General features: G+C 44.5%; 11 protein-coding genes. 4 read left to right on the forward strand and 7 right to left on the reverse strand.

Translation table 11 applies throughout. The annotated features are described in order from the left end of the window. Window positions 1-59: 59 nt before the first annotated feature. A complete protein-coding gene (locus tag ACK8OT_RS02455; protein ID WP_410194918.1) occupies window positions 60-1,361 on the forward strand; it encodes a cyclic di-GMP phosphodiesterase in 1,302 nt (433 codons plus the stop codon). Here the strand turns inward: ACK8OT_RS02455 and ACK8OT_RS02460 are convergent. Next, complete coding sequence (locus ACK8OT_RS02460; RefSeq protein ID WP_410194919.1) at window positions 1,358-2,173, reverse strand: helix-turn-helix domain-containing protein; 816 nt, start codon at window positions 2,171-2,173, stop codon at window positions 1,358-1,360. The genes ACK8OT_RS02455 and ACK8OT_RS02460 overlap by 4 nt on opposite strands. Window positions 2,174-2,833: 660 nt before the next feature. Between ACK8OT_RS02460 and ACK8OT_RS02465 the strand changes: the two genes are divergently transcribed. Further along, a complete protein-coding gene (locus tag ACK8OT_RS02465) occupies window positions 2,834-3,664 on the forward strand; it encodes a hypothetical protein (RefSeq protein ID WP_410194920.1) in 831 nt (276 codons plus the stop codon). 46 nt (window positions 3,665-3,710) lie between these two features. Beyond that, window positions 3,711-7,472, forward strand: coding sequence for a zinc-dependent metalloprotease (locus tag ACK8OT_RS02470; protein ID WP_410194921.1), 3,762 nt, complete (start codon window positions 3,711-3,713; stop codon window positions 7,470-7,472). Window positions 7,473-7,606: 134 nt separating this feature from the next. Here ACK8OT_RS02470 and pcp read toward each other — a convergent pair whose 3' ends face one another. The 6 genes from pcp to ACK8OT_RS02500 form a co-directional block, all read right to left on the reverse strand. Then, window positions 7,607-8,260, reverse strand: coding sequence for a pyroglutamyl-peptidase I (gene pcp / locus ACK8OT_RS02475; RefSeq protein WP_410194922.1), 654 nt, complete (start codon window positions 8,258-8,260; stop codon window positions 7,607-7,609). An 81-nt stretch (window positions 8,261-8,341) separates the two neighbouring features. Next, the gene (locus ACK8OT_RS02480; RefSeq protein ID WP_410194923.1) at window positions 8,342-9,319 is read right to left on the reverse strand and encodes an ABC transporter ATP-binding protein; all 978 of its coding nucleotides are present in this window, start codon (window positions 9,317-9,319) and stop codon (window positions 8,342-8,344) included. After that, window positions 9,319-10,353, reverse strand: a complete 1,035-nt coding sequence (locus ACK8OT_RS02485) for an ABC transporter ATP-binding protein (protein WP_410194924.1) — start codon at window positions 10,351-10,353, stop codon at window positions 9,319-9,321. The genes ACK8OT_RS02480 and ACK8OT_RS02485 overlap by 1 nt, the downstream gene beginning before the upstream one ends. Then, window positions 10,334-12,142: an extracellular solute-binding protein gene (locus tag ACK8OT_RS02490; RefSeq protein WP_410194925.1), complete on the reverse strand. Its 1,809-nt coding sequence runs from the start codon at window positions 12,140-12,142 to the stop codon at window positions 10,334-10,336. Before ACK8OT_RS02490 ends, ACK8OT_RS02485 begins: the two co-directional genes overlap by 20 nt. An 81-nt stretch (window positions 12,143-12,223) precedes the next feature. After that, on the reverse strand, window positions 12,224-13,270 hold the full coding sequence (locus ACK8OT_RS02495; RefSeq protein ID WP_410194926.1) for an ABC transporter permease: 1,047 nt from the start codon (window positions 13,268-13,270) through the stop codon (window positions 12,224-12,226). Between the two features lies 1 nt (window position 13,271). Next, window positions 13,272-14,288: an ABC transporter permease subunit gene (locus ACK8OT_RS02500; RefSeq protein WP_410194927.1), complete on the reverse strand. Its 1,017-nt coding sequence runs from the start codon at window positions 14,286-14,288 to the stop codon at window positions 13,272-13,274. A gap of 528 nt (window positions 14,289-14,816) precedes the next feature. On the opposite strand from ACK8OT_RS02500, the gene ACK8OT_RS02505 reads away from it, so the two are divergent. Further along, entirely contained in the window at window positions 14,817-16,868 is a 2,052-nt protein-coding gene (locus tag ACK8OT_RS02505; RefSeq protein ID WP_410194928.1) for a prolyl oligopeptidase family serine peptidase, read from the forward strand. Window positions 16,869-16,942 lie beyond the last annotated feature (74 nt).

Genomic DNA, 16,942 nt, shown 5'->3' on the forward strand with positions numbered 1-16,942 from the left:
GCAAATAGCGGGCTTTTTTGTTTTTGAGATAAAGCCAACTAAACTGGTTATACAGTCCAATGAAGTTAGCTAATATGGCAGAAAACAAAGTAAAAAAATCTCCCGTTGCAATAAATGACCTAGCGATTGGCCATTTCGTAGAGCTTCCTCTTGGTTGGAAAGACCACCCTTTTATGTTCAACAGCTTTAAAATTAAAAACCAAGAGCAGCTGACCATTATTCAAGCATTAGGTTTAAGCCAAGTTGACGTAGACTGGCAAAAAAGTGATGTTAAACCTATCACTCCAGCTCAATCTGAAAATCCACCCGAACAACCAGTAAAAAAAGTTGTGCGGGAACTGACAGAAGAAGAGAAACAGCGGGCGATATCAAAACAGCTACGCATGGATAACAAACGTGCCGATGCCGCATACCATCATAGCCTACTGAAATTTCGTGAGGCCATGGGTCAGTTTGGTTTAGCGCCTGAAGAAGCTCTGGTAGAAATAAAAACACTGATAACGGCCTTATGTGCTGATGTGTATGCCAGCCCAACAACCAAAGTGATGCATGTTATACAAGCACAGCCTAGCTCAGATGATCTCTTCTATCACAGCCTAAATGTGACCGTGCTATGTTTAGTGGCAGCCAAAGCCCTAGAATGGAGTGAAACCGAAGCACAAACCCTTTGTCTTAGCGCGTTTTTACATGATATAGGCCTGCTCAAGGTTCCCACTTCGATCCGGCGTAAAACCACCCCCTTGACCACATCTGAAGATAATTTTTATAAAATGCACACCACTTATGGTGTTGAACTCATTAAAAAAGCCAACTGCTTCCCCAGTGAAGTACTGCCTTTAATTGCCCAGCACCATGAACGCTTAGACGGCAGTGGCTACCCTAAGCAGGTTAAAGCTAACCAATTAGATGAAATGACCCAGTTATTGGGCTTAGTCGATGCCTACGATAACTTGTGCTTTCCACATCCATCGCAGAAAGCTTTAAGCCCCCGTAGCGCGATTGCTCTGATGTTTAAACAAAGTGAAACCAAGTTTAATCGCAGTATGCTGGAGGTATTGGTGAAATTACTGGGGGTTTATCCTCCTGGATCTTTAGTCCAGTTAGATGACAATACACCTGCGTTGGTGATGTCAACTAACCCAGAAGATGCAATGAATCCAAATGTACTCATCTATGAAGTTGGTAAAAACCAATCCACTGGCTTGGTCATTCCACTAGCCAAGCATGAACGAAATATTAGCCGAGTACTGAGCTTTGAGGATTTAGATGAACTAGCAACTCGCTATTTTAACAATCATATTCGCTATTGTTTGTACTTTTCACCACGAGTTGCGTCAGCAGAGTCACCACTCCCTGGCTAATTGCCACTTTGATTCACCTGCTCAATAGTCGAAAAGCTTTCAATGCTGCTTGATACATGAGCTAAAAATTCATTGGGCAAATTAACAATACCATTAGAAAACAAGATCTTTTGATGAGGTCGGATCATCAACAGCACGTCATGCTGTAGCTGTTCGGTCTCGTGGGCTTTAAGCCAATGTTCAGTATTGGACTCTAAGATCTTTCTCACCACCATATCTTCAATTTCTTGAATACATTTTTTAGTCAAAAACATCCGCGAACAAGCAATGTTAGCTTTCTCTTCCCCCGAGCCATACACATGCTCTTTCAATTTTTGATCAAACAGATAGCTGAGTTTTGAATGCTCAGAAAAACGATAGTGGCAAGGCCCCTTAAGAAAAAACTTATTATTGGGTAGCAATTCAATCAGACCTATCATTTCCAACGCGCGCAAATACGAATAGGTACTTGTGGGAGTGAGTTGATAAGCCGCCACCATTTTATCAAGTGATTCTGGGGCAAGGCGTAATTCTTGGAAAAAATCGTAAAGTTCTGGAAATTGGAAAAACACCTCATCTTGAATTTCAGTAAATAAATCATCACTTTGCGATTGCAACTGACGAGCTTGTTTAATCAGATCATCTAAACTTAACTCCACCATACGACAGTATTCAACCAACTTGTCTAAGGATATGGCAGGACTATGTAGGTGCCTTTTTAGCGTCGACAAAGGCACATCTAGCTGCTGAGCCAACTTTGCGTAAGTTAAATGGCTTTCCTTAATTCGTTCACGCAGCGCACGCAGTAAATATTCCGGCTTTATATCATGCATAACCTTATCCTTTTCATCTTAACCTGTTTATTTAAATGAAAAAAAAGTAAAACAAACAGGCAGAACAATTATCCATACATTATAGATGAGCCATGGCTAATTAAATCAGAGCTGGGATAAATTTTTAATAAATGAAGACAGCCAATAAATCGTTAAAATCGAAACAAATAAACAAATTTATTATATATATGAGTTAATTCGATTCATCTCTCTTGATTATTGAGTTCAACCAATTTCGCAAAGACGCTTTATTCAATTTGACAATATAAATGTGATATCAAAATAAAACTAATTCACTAATGTATGTAGTAAAACTAGCACAACAAAACCAACAAACGCTCAACAAACAAAATAATAACTCAAAACAAGACCTGTAATTAGACATAAAAACCACCAATAAACCATTAGCAAAACAATTATCCTAAACAGCCGTTAAAGTTGGAATTAAACCCCAAAAATCGACCTTTGAGGTATCAAAACATACGGTTCATTTTAAGATACTAATAGGTTCACCCAGTGAACTCCTGCCCCACCAACTTAAAAAAATGTTCATTTTTCGGTCATTACAGTTTAAAAATCTCCCCACTAGTAATGTGGGGTAGTTCCTATTGCTAGATAAAGCAAGCACACAAAATAAAAAATAACTAAGTAGGCCACAATATGATACGGACATTGACTAAAGGCATTCTGCCTGCCGCAGTTTGCTGCGTATTCTCTGCAAATACCTTTGCAAGCACAACGTCCACCGAGGAAACATCTCTCCTCGACCGCGTTTCTGGTTCCATTGCAATTGATTACTCCCGTAATGCTTATAAAAGCAGTAGCTACAAGGCAAGACGTTCGACCGGTATCAGCTTGGGCTTACGTTACAGTACCGATACCGATGTGGTATTTGGTGTGAACGGACGAACTCAATACAGCTATGACATGGAAGAAGGCTGGTTTGAGCAAGACATATGGCTTTCAGCAGCTAAGGGCAACCTATTTAAGCCTTATGAATGGCTGACTATCGGCGGCGATATTCGCGCTGCGATCCCTGTTTCTGAATACTCAGATAAAACCAAACTTAATACGGCTGTGCGTGGTGCTGTGACGTTCGCTGTTGATCTTTCCTCTTGGGCCGAAGGGTTACGCTTTACCTATCAACCTCGTGCGATGAAAAACTTCCACAAATACAAAACTGCTGGCGGTCAAAATTTAGTTGAGTGGGAACTAAGCGGTTATTATGAGTTGGCTTACGGATACCAAGATTGGAGTTTCGTGGTGGGCGCTATCAACAACCACACGTGGACTTACAAAGGTAATTACAACCACCCTTCTCTGACTCACCAAGAATACATAGGTTACAAATTAACCGACAGCTTTAGCTTTGGTGTTGGTCATACCAACAGCATCAGCTTTTTTGACCCATCACGTGGCCCTGCGCCAGTGACGCGTCTACTTGATTATAAAAACTCAACCTTTTATGCGCTGGCCGTATATTCGTTTTAACAACATAACAATTAGAACATCGTAAACACACGAAATGGAGTTATCTATGAAACTAACTAAGTTAGCCTTCAGCGTTGCTGTTGGTTTATCACTAGTTGGCTGTGGTGCAGGAGATGCGCCGTACGACGAAGTAGTCAAACCAACAGAACAAGTAAAAAAAGATGTATTTGATACCGAAAAGGTATACATGTACATGCCTTCAATGAGTAAAGCCCCTCGCTATGCAGTAGCAATGGCGCCGTTCATGCAGGGTCAAGAAGCATTAGTTCGCCTTAACTTTACCGAGCAAGGCTTACAATTACGTGCGCTTAACTCAGACGTTATCAGCCAAGCACAACTTAACAGTGGTGATTTTGGTCGCTGGAATGACGATGAAACAGACAATGCACCGCTGTTGACTATTCCGGGTGATTACGCCGACTACCGTTGTAAGCTAGATGCCTATGACGAATGTACCAACAAAGAAGAAGAAAATACTGACGCCGATGTTAAGTGGTACGACAAACAATTCTTCACCCCTGACTTTGCTAACGTTAAAAACATTGCTGCTTCATGGAATGATTTCTCATACGGCAACCGTTGTTTCAGCCCAGTTGGCAGCCCGCGCTTAACCGAAGACCCAGCCACAGGTTGGAAAGGTTACGAAGTATCTGAAGATGGCTCTATCTTTATCGAAGTTGAGCAAGAATACACAGTAAACAAATCTTGGGGCTGTTTGGTTAATAGCCTGATTGCAGCTGATTTTAACTTCAGCGAATTAAGCTTCACCGTTGCACACAGTTACTCAATCGTGCCGCTAGAAAACCTAGCAAGCAAAGACTATGAGCCAATTCTTTATTCGGTAAATGATGAAGACACCTTTGGTTTCTTTACCAGCGAAGTGAGCCGCCCAACTGCAGCGAACATTGATGGCGAAGCAGGCTCTAAACATCAATACCTACATCGCTTTAATCCGAATCTAGCATCGATTGACTACCACTTAAGCGACAGTTTTAACAACAACGAGTCAACTCGCTTCTTCAAGCAAATCACCATTGAGGTGATGAACCGCATTAACCCTCAGCTAAAAGCTGCAGGTGTACCAACTATTAACATCGTTGAGCCATCAGGCAAGCACTCAGGTGACCTACGTTACAACGTAATCAACCTCATTGATGAGCCACTTGAAAACGGCTTAGCTGGTTACGGCCCATCAGCAGCGAACCCTGTTACCGGTGAAATCGTTCACGCCCATATCAACCAGTATGCAGGTGTGCTTGAATCTGGTGCAAACTTCTACTGGGATACGATTGCCAGTACCTTTAACCGAGGTGCAACGACGCAAACTTCTACTTTAGAAGTCACCGAGCAAGCCGCATCTGAGTCAGCAGACACAACTCAAGAAACGCAATTCGCAGAGCAAAGTGACATCCTACCAGCCGATGCGGTAGCTATTGCCCAAGCCGGTGAGTTGATTACTGAAGCCAATGTTGCCGAGACACAATACCTAGATCGTGAGCTCAACAAGCTGGCAGATGACGTTCATACCGAGAGCTTTGCTCTAGTACTAGAAGAAATTGCTCGCCTAGACAATATCGATGAAGAATCGTTAACTAACCAACAACGTGTTCGCCGTGATGAGTTAGAAAAACGCGTTTGGGCAGAGAACAATATGTTCCCAGCAGCGTCACTTTGGACCAGTGCGACAGCGAAAGCATTGCCTACTGGTATCGCTGGCCACACCATCGATTATTCTGATGCAAGCCTTTGGGTTAACGGCGTTATCGCAGAAGAGTTCGGCGGTGCACGTTCAGACAAACCCGCTCGTTTGAAAAAGTGGGCAGAGCTAACAAACGAACAACAAGTTAATATTGGTCGCGTTTTGGCGGGTATTTCTTACGCTAAAACCTTAGTACATGAATTGGGCCACAACTTGGGTTTACGTCACAACTTCAAAGGTAACGTAGACGCATCTAACTTCTTCAGCCAACAGCAAGCTAAAGAAAACGGTTTAATTCACGTACCAGCATACAGCTCTATCATGGATTACAACCCGTCAATTCTTGATGCACTTCCTGTATTTGGTCCTTACGATCTAGCGGCCCTTAAGTTTGGTTACAAGCGTGAGGTTACGGTTTTAGATCCAGAAACCAAAGAAGTATCAGGCGTTCGTAGCGTAAAAGACTACGATAACCAACTGCTTACAGAATACCTGGACATTAACCAAAGCATTTCAACTGAACTTAACAACGGTGTTATCGCCGCGTTAACGCAAGACTTGGAAGAAGAAGCAACAGCAGAAGTTAAACCTTACGAATTCTGTACCGATGGTAACGTAAGTGGTAACACCGACTGTAACCGTCACGATGAAGGCCGTAACCACGACGAGATCAACAAGTTCTCGATCCAACGTTACATTGACTTCTACGAGTTAAGAAACCGTCGTAATAATCGTGAAGATTACACTGAATCTTTCTTACACGGCTATGCAGCAGCGCGTGAAAGAGAGTTTGGTGCGATGCGTGACAACGTTGAATTCCTAAGCCGTGCTTGGGGTGGTAGCGTATCTCAAATGAACAACCAACTGCTATTTGCTAACCACAACCTAGCAGCAGAATTGGGCTGGCCTGAAGATAACTGGACAACCCGTTGTGTCAATCCACAAGGATCCACATTCTGGGAAGGCGAAGCACCTAAAGTTGATGATTTCCTATGGGATATCTACTGTGCCCTGCCAGCAGCAGTTGCGCGTACTCAGCAGCACTTCATTGAAGTTGTTTCTGAGCCGGATCACACCTGTGAGCTACAAGACACACAAACAGGTGCAGTTCGTTACTCACTGCTATCTGACCTAATGAACGGTAAATACGACAGCCTACGCACGCCGACCAGCAGCATGAACACTGCGCCTGAGTTTGGCATGAGTGTGGTACCAACCAGCTGTTTCGATGATGCCCTAGTCGATGCCGTAGCCGTTGACGGTTACCAAATCACTGCCGAAGCGGGTCGTCTGCTTAACAGTGGTCGTGCACCAGAGCGTAACCCTAACCATAAATACTCAAACGACCGTGATTACCTAGGTACTTGGGTAGATAAGTTAGTTGCAATGCGTAAATTGGTTGACCGTACGACATCAATGCCGATTTCAGATCGTCAATCTATTGCCCTAGCTGACTTGTACGAGTTCCGTACAACGCCACAAGGCATCATGCAGTACCCTGCGTTTAAACTACTAGTGAAAGATATGGTGCTTCAAGACAAGCCATTCTATGCACCTAAGTTTAAAAATGCACAAGGTGAGCAAGTTGCACCGCAAGGTGACTACAAAGGCCAGTGGAGCTGGGCGACGAATATCGAAGCACTACCGCTTTACTCTAGCTACCGTTGTCTATCTTGGTGTTATGGTCTAGCAGATAAAGGTGAGAACAATCTAATCGAAGCACTTCTTGAGCAGGTTATGATTGAAAGCCGTGATAGCAGCCTAGCAGGCCGCGATCAAGCTGAAGAGCTAGCACGCTTTGTCTCTATCCGTACCAGCGACACGTCACAAGTTAACGCGGTTTACTGGGAGCACAAAGGTACTCGCTATGCTGCAACACCAGAAAATGGTTTAGCACACGAGATCATTGTTAGCCAACAAGAGCTTGCCTACATGCAAGCACGCCCGAACTTAAATGAGTTAACTCAAGAAGAAGTTCAAACTGTGCTAGCGAACCAATATGTAGATGCGCGTGCATTCTACCTTGGCAGCGAAGAACAACGTGCAGAGCTAGTTGCAACAATTGAAGGCTACAAAAACGCTCTACCTATGCTACCGGTATGGAACTAAGTTAAATCTAACTTAACCATCACCTAAGTAAGCATCTAAAGCCAGCTGTTATAGCTGGCTTTTTTTATGTCTGGTTATATTGCTTTAACGAACTAAAATCGATGAAAGGAGTGACTCAAACAAACACGGTTTCGTTAGCACTCCACTCCAGTAACTATCTTAGGGAGCTGCTCATTTGGCTCTAACACGGCCATTAATGCCGCTTTTAATCCTTTAAGTTGCGCGGTTAAACCCATGCTTGGCTGCTTACCCTGTAAGCTTTGCTCCGGTAATAAAGGTAAGTGCATGAAGCCCATTTTCACTTCGCGCCCCCCCTCTGCTGCCTGCAAACTGTGCAGGGTGCGATAAAAAATATGATTACACACGAAAGTGCCCGCAGTATTGGAGATAGCCGCAGGGATCTGCGCCTTAAGCATGCTCTGAACCATGGCTTTGATGGGTAAAGTGGTAAAATAAGCCGCAGGGCCATCAGCAACAATGGGCTGCTCTAGAAGCAGTTCACCTGCATTGTCAGCAATCGGATAATCGTCTAGGTTAATGGCCACCCGCTCTAGAGTAAGCTTGTCTCGCCCGGCGGCTTGCCCCAGCACGAGAACAATATCAGCTTGATATTGTTCAATATAACCCATCAGTTTTGCGTGTGAGGCTGCGCCAACCACAGGCAATGTATGACAATGAATACACGCCCCATTCAACTGCAAGTTTGCCACTAAAGGCAGCAGCTCACTGGCAGGATTGATGTTCTGACCATTAAATGGCTCAAAGCCGGTTATTAAAATAGATTTCATAGGGAAGCTCGATAACGAAGACAAAAAAAAGCCGCATCAAGCACACTTGATACGGCATTAAACGAAGTTAAATATAACCTCTTACTGTTGAGGTTGTACTAACAGACAAGCCACCTGATGCCCTTTACCGTCATAGTCGACCAACTCAGGTCGCTTAACCCGGCACTCATCCGTGGCATGCATACAACGGGCGTTAAAATGGCACCCAGGCGGTGGATCCATCGGTGATGGTACATCACCTTGTAAGATGATCCGTTTGTTGCGCTGTCTCGGGTTCGGGATAGGAATGGCCGAAATTAAGGCTTGGGTATAAGGGTGCTTTGGCTCTCTATATAAGGTTTCCGCATCGCCGATTTCAACCACTTTACCTAGATACATAACCGCAATACGATCTGAAATATGCTTCACCACCGACAAGTCATGAGCGATGAAGATCAGCGCCAAATTCATTTCTTGTTGCAGCTCTAGCAGCAGGTTAACAATTTGCGATTGCACCGACACATCTAACGCCGAGACAGCTTCATCACACACAATAATTTTTGGTTTTAAGGCAATAGCACGGGCGATACCGATACGCTGGCGTTGTCCCCCTGAAAATTCATGTGGATAACGATCGGCAGCCGATTTGGGTAAGCCGACTTTCACTAATAACTCTTCAACCCAGACTCGACGCTCTTCGGGTGTGCCTATGCCGTGTATTTCAAACGGCTCGGCCATGATGCCGCCGATAGTATGGCGCGAGTTCAAGCTTTCCATGGGATCTTGGAAAATGATCTGCATTTCTTTGCGCAAATCGCCCATTTCTTTGCTGCCGAGCTTGGTAATGTCACGACCTTCAAACAATATCTGACCCGATGTCGGCTCATACAGTTTTAACAAGGTACGACCCACGGTACTTTTACCACAGCCAGACTCCCCCACTAAACCTAAGGTTTCACCCGCTTTAACATCAAAGCTAATACCATCAACGGCATAAACGAACTTCTTTTTGCTAAATAAGCCGCCACCAATCGCAAAGTGCTGCTTTAAATCGCGAATAGATAATACTACGTCACTCATTAACTTAGCTCCTTTAGCCTTAAGCAACTCACCATATGATCATCGGCAATCATTTCAGGCACAGGGGTTTGATGTTCACACTGAGCTTGACGATCGGGACAACGGTTGAAAAAACGACAGCCCTTTGGCATCTCGGCCAACGAAGGCACCGAGCCTTCAATGGTGTTTAAGCGCGTTTTTGGCTTATCATCTAATCGAGGAATCGAATTCAATAAACCACGGCTATAAGGGTGGCGGGGGTTCTCAAATAGTTCAAACACATTGGTTTTCTCTACCGCGCGCCCTGCATACATCACCACCACTTCATCACAAATTTCAGCAACGACACCTAAGTCGTGAGTGATAAAGATGATCGCCATGCCAGTTTCTTGTTGCAGCTCTTTCATCAAGCTTAAAATCTGGGCTTGAATGGTTACATCCAGCGCCGTGGTCGGCTCATCGGCAATCAAAATATCGGGCTTACATGCCAGCGCAATAGCTATCATTACCCGTTGGCGCATACCGCCTGATAACTCATGAGGGTACACATTAAAACGCTTTTCAGGGGCGGGAATATCCACCTTTTTAAGCATTTTAATGGCTTCTTCTTTACGCTGCTTTTTGTCAAATTCTGGGCGATGTAAACGAAATACTTCACACAGCTGCTCACCAATCGTGTGCACCGGGTTTAACGCCGTCATCGGCTCTTGGAAAATCATGGCAATGCGATCGCCGCGCATTTCATAGAGTTTTTCCGGCGGTAACTTAGTCACGTCTTGACCTTTATAGATCACCTCGCCGCCGGTTACTTGACCATGAGGACGGGGTAAAAGACCCATAATCGACAATGAAGTCACACTTTTACCACAGCCAGACTCACCTACGATGCCAATGGTTTGGCCGCGTTTCGCTTGAAAGCTAACACCATCAAGCACTTTAACCTGACCTTGCTCGGTAGTGAAAGTCGTTTCTAATTGGCGAACATCGAGTACGACTTCGCCCAAATCTGCGGCTTGCTCAACTGCTGAGCTAGGGTTAGATTTTAAAGGTTTCATCTATCTTCACCTCTGGCTCATAAGGAATACGCTTTTTACGTGCTTTTAGCACTTCTTCTTTCTCTTCTTCATCAATCCAGAACAAGCCAAATGTCATGGCGGCATCAAGTTTAAACATGGCTCTGGACATACGCGTGATCGGCACTTCTGGTGTATGTACCCAGCGCCAATGAGCAGCGCGCGAAGTTGACTCCTGATAACCCGGGATAAACATGGCCTGATCGTGGATCATATGCTGGATTTGTTTGGCTTGCTTGATGCGCGTCTCAACATCAAACTCAGTGCGATAAGCTTCAATTAACTTATCTAGTTCAGGATCCGCCGTGTTGGTGGTGTTATTGGTATTATTTTGTCCCACATGAACCGAGTGGAAAAATTGCCAATAAGCAGGTGCAAGCACACCCACACCCCAACCGCCCCAATAAGCTTGGTGTTTGTTCTCACCAACGGTGCGAATACGGGTAGTGAAATCCACCTTGTTTAGACGTAAATCAACGCCGGCTTTTTTGGCTTCTTCACGCAAAATAACCATTAGGTCGTTACGCTCATCGCCGTTGTACATCAATTCAATGGACAATTGTTGACCGTCTTTAACGCGAATGCCCGTTTCATCACGCTCACTCCAACCGGCTTTACTGAAGTACTCTTCCGCTTTAGCCAAATCAAATTCGCGCGGTTTGATGTCTGCTTGGTAAACGCCATTGCCTGAGGTGAACTGAGGCAAACGCTGGACATCACCACGTAGGGCTTTATCAATGCCTTTTTGCATATTCATGGCATGTTGTAAGCCTAAGCGAATATTGATATCCGACAGCAAGGGCGATTTAGTATTTAGATAAATACCCCAAGGGATCCGAGGCTTATCGTTATAAGCTAAGGTTTTTAAGATATAGCCAGAGGCAAATTCACGGGTTTTGGTTTTTTCATGCCAGTAAATCGGCTCAGGCATTTCAAAAGTATCTAACTGACCTTTTAAGAAGTGCTTGTAAGCAATGGCTTTGTCACGAATGATCTTAATGCGAATTTTATCGACGTTGAATCGATTCTGCTGAAACTTAAGATCTTTGGCCCACCAATCTTGATTGCGTTTAAAGGTAACGGTTTTACCTTTACGAAAGTTACTTAGAATGTAAGGACCTGTATTTGGCGCTACTTCCCAGTTTGCTTCTCTAACCCAATTTTCACCAATGCGACCTTTATAGAAGTGCTCAGGTACAGGAATAATACTGGTCGCGGCAATCAACTCTTGCTTTTCTTTGGCCTCACCTAAGGTAATCGAGATCGTATGATCATCGTACTTGGTCACATCAACCAATTGATTGGTGTAATACTCGTGATACCAAGGCGCTTTAATATTTGGGTTTAAGTGAAATTCACGGGCAAAAACGAAGTCATCTGCCGTAACAGGCTCACCATCAGACCAACGCGCCGCTGGGTTTAACTTAAAGTAAACGGTTTTAAAATCATCTTTAACCGCCCACTCTGTGGCGATTTGTGGAATGAACTCTTTGGTATTGGGATGCAACATGGTCAATGCCATTTGGTTACCCAAAATATACTCGCGAAACTCACCGTTGGAGTTTGGCCCAACCACACGAAATGTAGGTGGGTAGCTGTCGGTATAAAGGCGCAAGGTACCGCCTTTTTTTGCTTTATCTGAAGCAAATACCGGTTGGTCTAAATTATTTTCCCAAACCAGTCCTTGAGGCAGCTCAGCACTGAAGACGGCTGTCGAAAAGAGACTTATGGCCGCAATCAGGCCGTAATGCAATTTTAGACTTAACTTCATAATCTGTCCTTTTTCCATGTTCCGCCTGACAACTTGAACAGGCGCTTAAGTGACAAGGCAAGTCAATGCCCCGTCATTTCCTTAAATGTATTTAGTGTGTTTTTTCGGATCGAAGGCTTCACGAATCGCTTCACCAACAAAGGTAACCATGGTTAATACCACCACAATGGCCGTGACCACAGAGGCCACAATCCACACCGCGTCTAGATTATCTTTACCCTGAGATAACATTTCACCCCAACTTGGCGTTGGTGGCGCTAAACCTAACCCTAAGTAATCTAACGAAGTCAATAAGGTTAAGTTACTCACTATGGTAAACGGAGCCATGGTCACTATCATCACCAAGGTATTGGGCATGATGTGCTTAAATATGATGCGTGCGGTTGAAGCGCCTTGCGCTTTGGCCGCCATCACATATTCACGCGCTTTCTCTTTATAGGTAAGCGTTCGCATATACCAAGTCATGGCGGTCCAGTTAAACATGACGATAATCATCACAAACAGCCAGAAATTTGAGCCAAAGATAGACACGATAATCATGATCACGTAAATGCCCGGCAGCTGACTCCAGATTTCAATCACACGTTGGCCTAACAAGTCTGCTTTACCGCCCCAATAGCCCATGAAACAGCCAACCGTGACCCCTATGGTGTAACAAATAGCCATAACCAAAAATGCAAAGCCCATGGCTAAACGAAAACCATAAATCAAACGCGCTGCCACGTCACGGCCGTAGGTATCTGTCCCTAGATAATGCTTATCCTCAAAGGAAGGCGCCGTCGGCGGGTACTCGTTTTCGCTATAGTTATTTTCAAAAGCGTTATACGGAATAAATGGCATTAATACCCAGTTATCACCGCCTTCTTCAGCAAATTGCTGTTGTAATTCACGGTATTTGGTTTCATAGGCATAATCCAAACCAAAAGTTTTGCCCGAATAGACATCGCTGTAGGTTGGGAAATAGAAATCACCATTGTATTTAACGATCACCGCCCGGTTATTGACCCAAAGTTCGGCAAAAGCAGACAACAATACCAGCACTAACAAAATGATAGCGGAGTAGTAGCCACGTTTGATGGATCGAAAGCGATTAAGTTTTTTCAGCGTTAACGGATTTAATTTCATCATACTACTTCCCAAACTTAACTCGTGGATCAACCAAGGCAACACAGATATCCGACAAGATATTACCTATCATCATGGCGATTGAAGTCATCACTAAGATACCCATAACCACAGGATAATCGCGCTGCAAGATAGCGTCGTAACCTAATAAGCCTATGCCGTCGATATTAAATACCGCTTCAATTAAGAAAGAGCCGGCAAAGAAGACGCTAACCACGGCACCAAAGTGACTGGCAATCGGGATCAAGCTATTACGCAATGCGTGTTGTTTTAGCGCGCGATCAAATGGCAGGCCTTTAGCGATTGCGGTGCGCACGTAATCCGCTGACAGGTTCTCCATCAGTGAGTTTTTCATTGTCATGGTTAAAATGGCAAAGTCACCGATGGCATACGCCAACAAAGGCAACACGGCATGCCAAAGAATTTCATAAATTTGTTCACCTAAGGTTTCTAAGTCTTCAAATTCATCACTGACAAAACCACCAAAGGGAAACCACTCAAGCTGAAATGAGAATACCGTAAGCAGTAAAATACCCACCACGAAGCCGGGCAAAGCAAAGCCGACAAAAATAGCAATGGATGAAAGGTTATCAAACCAGCTGCCATGATGGCGGGCTTTGGCGATACCTAAGGGGATCGACACACCGTAACTGATTAAGAATAAACAGACCCCATAAAAGGTAGATACGGGTAAGCGCTCTAAAATCAGATCAAGTACGGGATCTTGGTAAAAGGTAGATTCACCTAAATCGCCTTGTAATAATTTCGCCATCCAGTCGAGATAGGCTTGCCACACTGGCTTATCCATCCCATAGAAGGCACTTAATTCTGCGAGTTGCTCTTCTGATAATGAACTGCTGCTCATGCTTGAGCCTTGCGACAAGCTCATTTGCTGCATTTCAGCAATCGCACGCTCCATCGGGCCACCGGGAACAAAGCGAGTAATGGTAAACACCAGTACGGTAATACCAATAAATGTGGGAATAACCAGCAATAAACGCCGGATAAAATAGGCTAGCACAACCCTCTCTCCTTCTTGAGCTAACGATTCAGCTTGAATCAGTACTGCCGACTCAGACGACCAGTTCGGTATTGGCCGCTGGTGGGACGCTTGATACTATCGCACCATTTTAAAATTGCCGCATTCTAGCACGGCTAACCTATCGCCTTGCTGTGCCAAGCCAGAAAGCCTCACTGCACGATACGCACAGTATCAATAAATGATCCTAGTACAACTTCACTCTGCAAACTCACTCAAAAGCAAGGGACAAAAGTGGGTCTATTGCACAAAAAAACCTGCCCAAAAACAGATAATAATTATCATTATTAAGACTTACTCAGCGCCTTAGTCACCTAAGTTGGCCTCATCTAGTGCACCCTTAGGGCTTATCCATAGGCACTTTTTGACATCCGCTATTTTACGGCCTCTATTCTTGGCAATATCAGTAGATTATGGGGAAGCCAAACAATGGAAAATGAGTACCGCCAACCTAGCTGCATGGTCTGACTTTTTACCGTGCACAAATCAATATGGAACAGGAGTTGTAACATGGTACAAGATGACTTGATACAAGATCACTCAGTACAAGATAACTTGCTCGAAGATAACTTTCTATGGTTAGAAGAGGTAGAAGGTGAGCAAGCACTAACTTGGGTTAATCAACAAAACCAGCGTAGCCAAGCTGAATTAGAGAGTATTAAGGAATTTAAACCGTTTCAACAAGCCATATTATCCAGTTTAGAAAACGACCAAAAAATCCCTTATGGTCAACGCCGCCAAGGCGACTACTATAACTTTTGGCAAGACAAGGAACATGTTAAAGGCATTTGGCGTAAGACCAACTTCGCACAATTCGCCAACGGCCAAGACTCTGTCGAGTGGCAAACCTTGCTTGATATTGATGCCCTAAGTGAAGCGGAAGGACAAGCTTGGGTGGTTAAGCAAATTGATGTATTAGCCCCGCAGCATAACAAAGCCCTTATCACGTTAAGCCCAGGCGGCAGTGACGCCAGTGAAGTTCGTGAATTTGACTTAACTAACCAAGCTTTTGTCAGCGATGGTTTTTACTTACCGCAAGCGAAAAGTAGCCTTGTTTGGGTAAATGAACAGCAAGTGTTAGTCGGCACTGACTTTGGCCCAAATAGCTTGACCGATTCAGGTTACCCCGCGCAATTAAAGCTTTGGCGTCGAGGGCAGCCACTGAGTCAGAGTAAACATCTGCTCACCATTCCTAGCAACGAAATGGGGTTATTTACGTTTCGATTAGAGCATGGCGATCACAGTTACAGTGGCGTTAGCCGTTGTATCGACTTTTTCCACCATAAGACCTACATCTTAGTGGGACAGAAATTAATTGAGTTACCGCTTCCTCAAGAGCATCAGATCCACGGCCTATTCAATAATCAGCTACTGATAACCTTAAAAGCCGATTGGCAAGAGTTTAACCAAGCCGATCTGATTGCCCTGCCGATGACTTCATTATTATGTAAAGAAATTCAACCTGAGCTAGTCTATCGAGCAGGCAGCCAAGCCGCTGTTGAGCGAATAAGCACAGCTGGCAACGTGATTTATATTGAAGTATTAGACAATGTTTCTTCACGCCTATTGTGCTTAGACGGCAACTGGCAGGTACGCGACCTGACGCCACAAGATAATTTAAGTTTATCTATCATCGACACTAATGAAGATGACGATACCGTGCTGGTCAAAGCCGAAGGCTTTTTAATGCCTGAATCCTTACTCTTAATTGGGCCAAACCAAGCCCCGCAGGTTATCCAACAATTAGCGCCACAATTTGATGCCACCCAGCTAGAAGTAAAACAGCACTGGGTCAACTCTAAAGATGGCACCCGAGTTCCCTATTACTTAATTGCTAACAAGGATCTCGCCTTAGATGGCAGCACACCTACCATACTCTATGGTTACGGTGGCTTTGAAGTTTCACTTAAGCCGAGTTATCTGGCCCACGCAGGTGTCACTTGGCTGGCTCAAGGGGGCGCTTATGTTATTGCTAACATTCGTGGAGGCGGAGAATTTGGTCCCGCTTGGCATCAAGCGGCGTTAAAGCACCATCGCCAGCGCGCTTATGATGATTTTTTTGCCGTGGCCGAAGACTTGATTAGCAGAAAAGTCACGCAACCCAAACACCTTGGCGCGATGGGCGGCTCTAATGGGGGTTTATTAATGGGCGTATGTTTAACCCAACGCCCTGAGTTATTTAACGCCATCGACATTTTAGTGCCCTTGTTGGACATGAAGCGTTTTCATCTATTATTGGCCGGTGCAAGCTGGATGGCAGAATATGGCAACCCAGATATCAGCGCAGACTGGAACGTGATTAAAACCTATTCGCCATACCAAAACTTAAAACCTAATCAGTCTTATCCCAAGGTGTTGTTTAGAACCTCAACCAAAGATGACCGCGTTCATCCAGGCCACGCCCGTAAACTTGCGGCCAAGATGGAAGCACTCAATTACCCATTTTTCTATTACGAAAATACCCAAGGTGGTCACGCTGGCGCAGCTGATTTAAAACAAAGTGCTTATGCCAAAGCGCTCGATTTTGCTTATTTTTGGCAACAACTCGGGAGCAATGGCTAGCCATTGCTAGCCATGAATAGCGACATCCATTACCCTGCACTTCCGCTTTGCTATAAGCTTGGCTGTAGTGCAGC

The organism is Motilimonas thetidivivens (assembly GCF_046452435.1).
Lineage (GTDB): Bacteria > Pseudomonadota > Gammaproteobacteria > Enterobacterales > CBDFNC01 > Motilimonas.

What these genes read in the sequence shown, in the direction of transcription:
- ACK8OT_RS02470 (WP_410194921.1), top strand. Translation starts at nt 3,711, where the DNA reads ATGAAACTAACTAAGTTAGCCTTCAGCGTTGCTGTTGGTTTATCACTA.
- ACK8OT_RS02505 (WP_410194928.1), top strand. Translation starts at nt 14,817, where the DNA reads ATGGTACAAGATGACTTGATACAAGATCACTCAGTACAAGATAACTTG.
- ACK8OT_RS02495 (WP_410194926.1), bottom strand. Translation starts at nt 13,270, where the DNA reads ATGATGAAATTAAATCCGTTAACGCTGAAAAAACTTAATCGCTTTCGA.
- ACK8OT_RS02455 (WP_410194918.1), top strand. Translation starts at nt 60, where the DNA reads ATGAAGTTAGCTAATATGGCAGAAAACAAAGTAAAAAAATCTCCCGTT.
- ACK8OT_RS02465 (WP_410194920.1), top strand. Translation starts at nt 2,834, where the DNA reads ATGATACGGACATTGACTAAAGGCATTCTGCCTGCCGCAGTTTGCTGC.
- ACK8OT_RS02480 (WP_410194923.1), bottom strand. Translation starts at nt 9,319, where the DNA reads ATGAGTGACGTAGTATTATCTATTCGCGATTTAAAGCAGCACTTTGCG.
- ACK8OT_RS02485 (WP_410194924.1), bottom strand. Translation starts at nt 10,353, where the DNA reads ATGAAACCTTTAAAATCTAACCCTAGCTCAGCAGTTGAGCAAGCCGCA.
- ACK8OT_RS02490 (WP_410194925.1), bottom strand. Translation starts at nt 12,142, where the DNA reads ATGAAGTTAAGTCTAAAATTGCATTACGGCCTGATTGCGGCCATAAGT.
- pcp (WP_410194922.1), bottom strand. Translation starts at nt 8,260, where the DNA reads ATGAAATCTATTTTAATAACCGGCTTTGAGCCATTTAATGGTCAGAAC.
- ACK8OT_RS02460 (WP_410194919.1), bottom strand. Translation starts at nt 2,173, where the DNA reads ATGCATGATATAAAGCCGGAATATTTACTGCGTGCGCTGCGTGAACGA.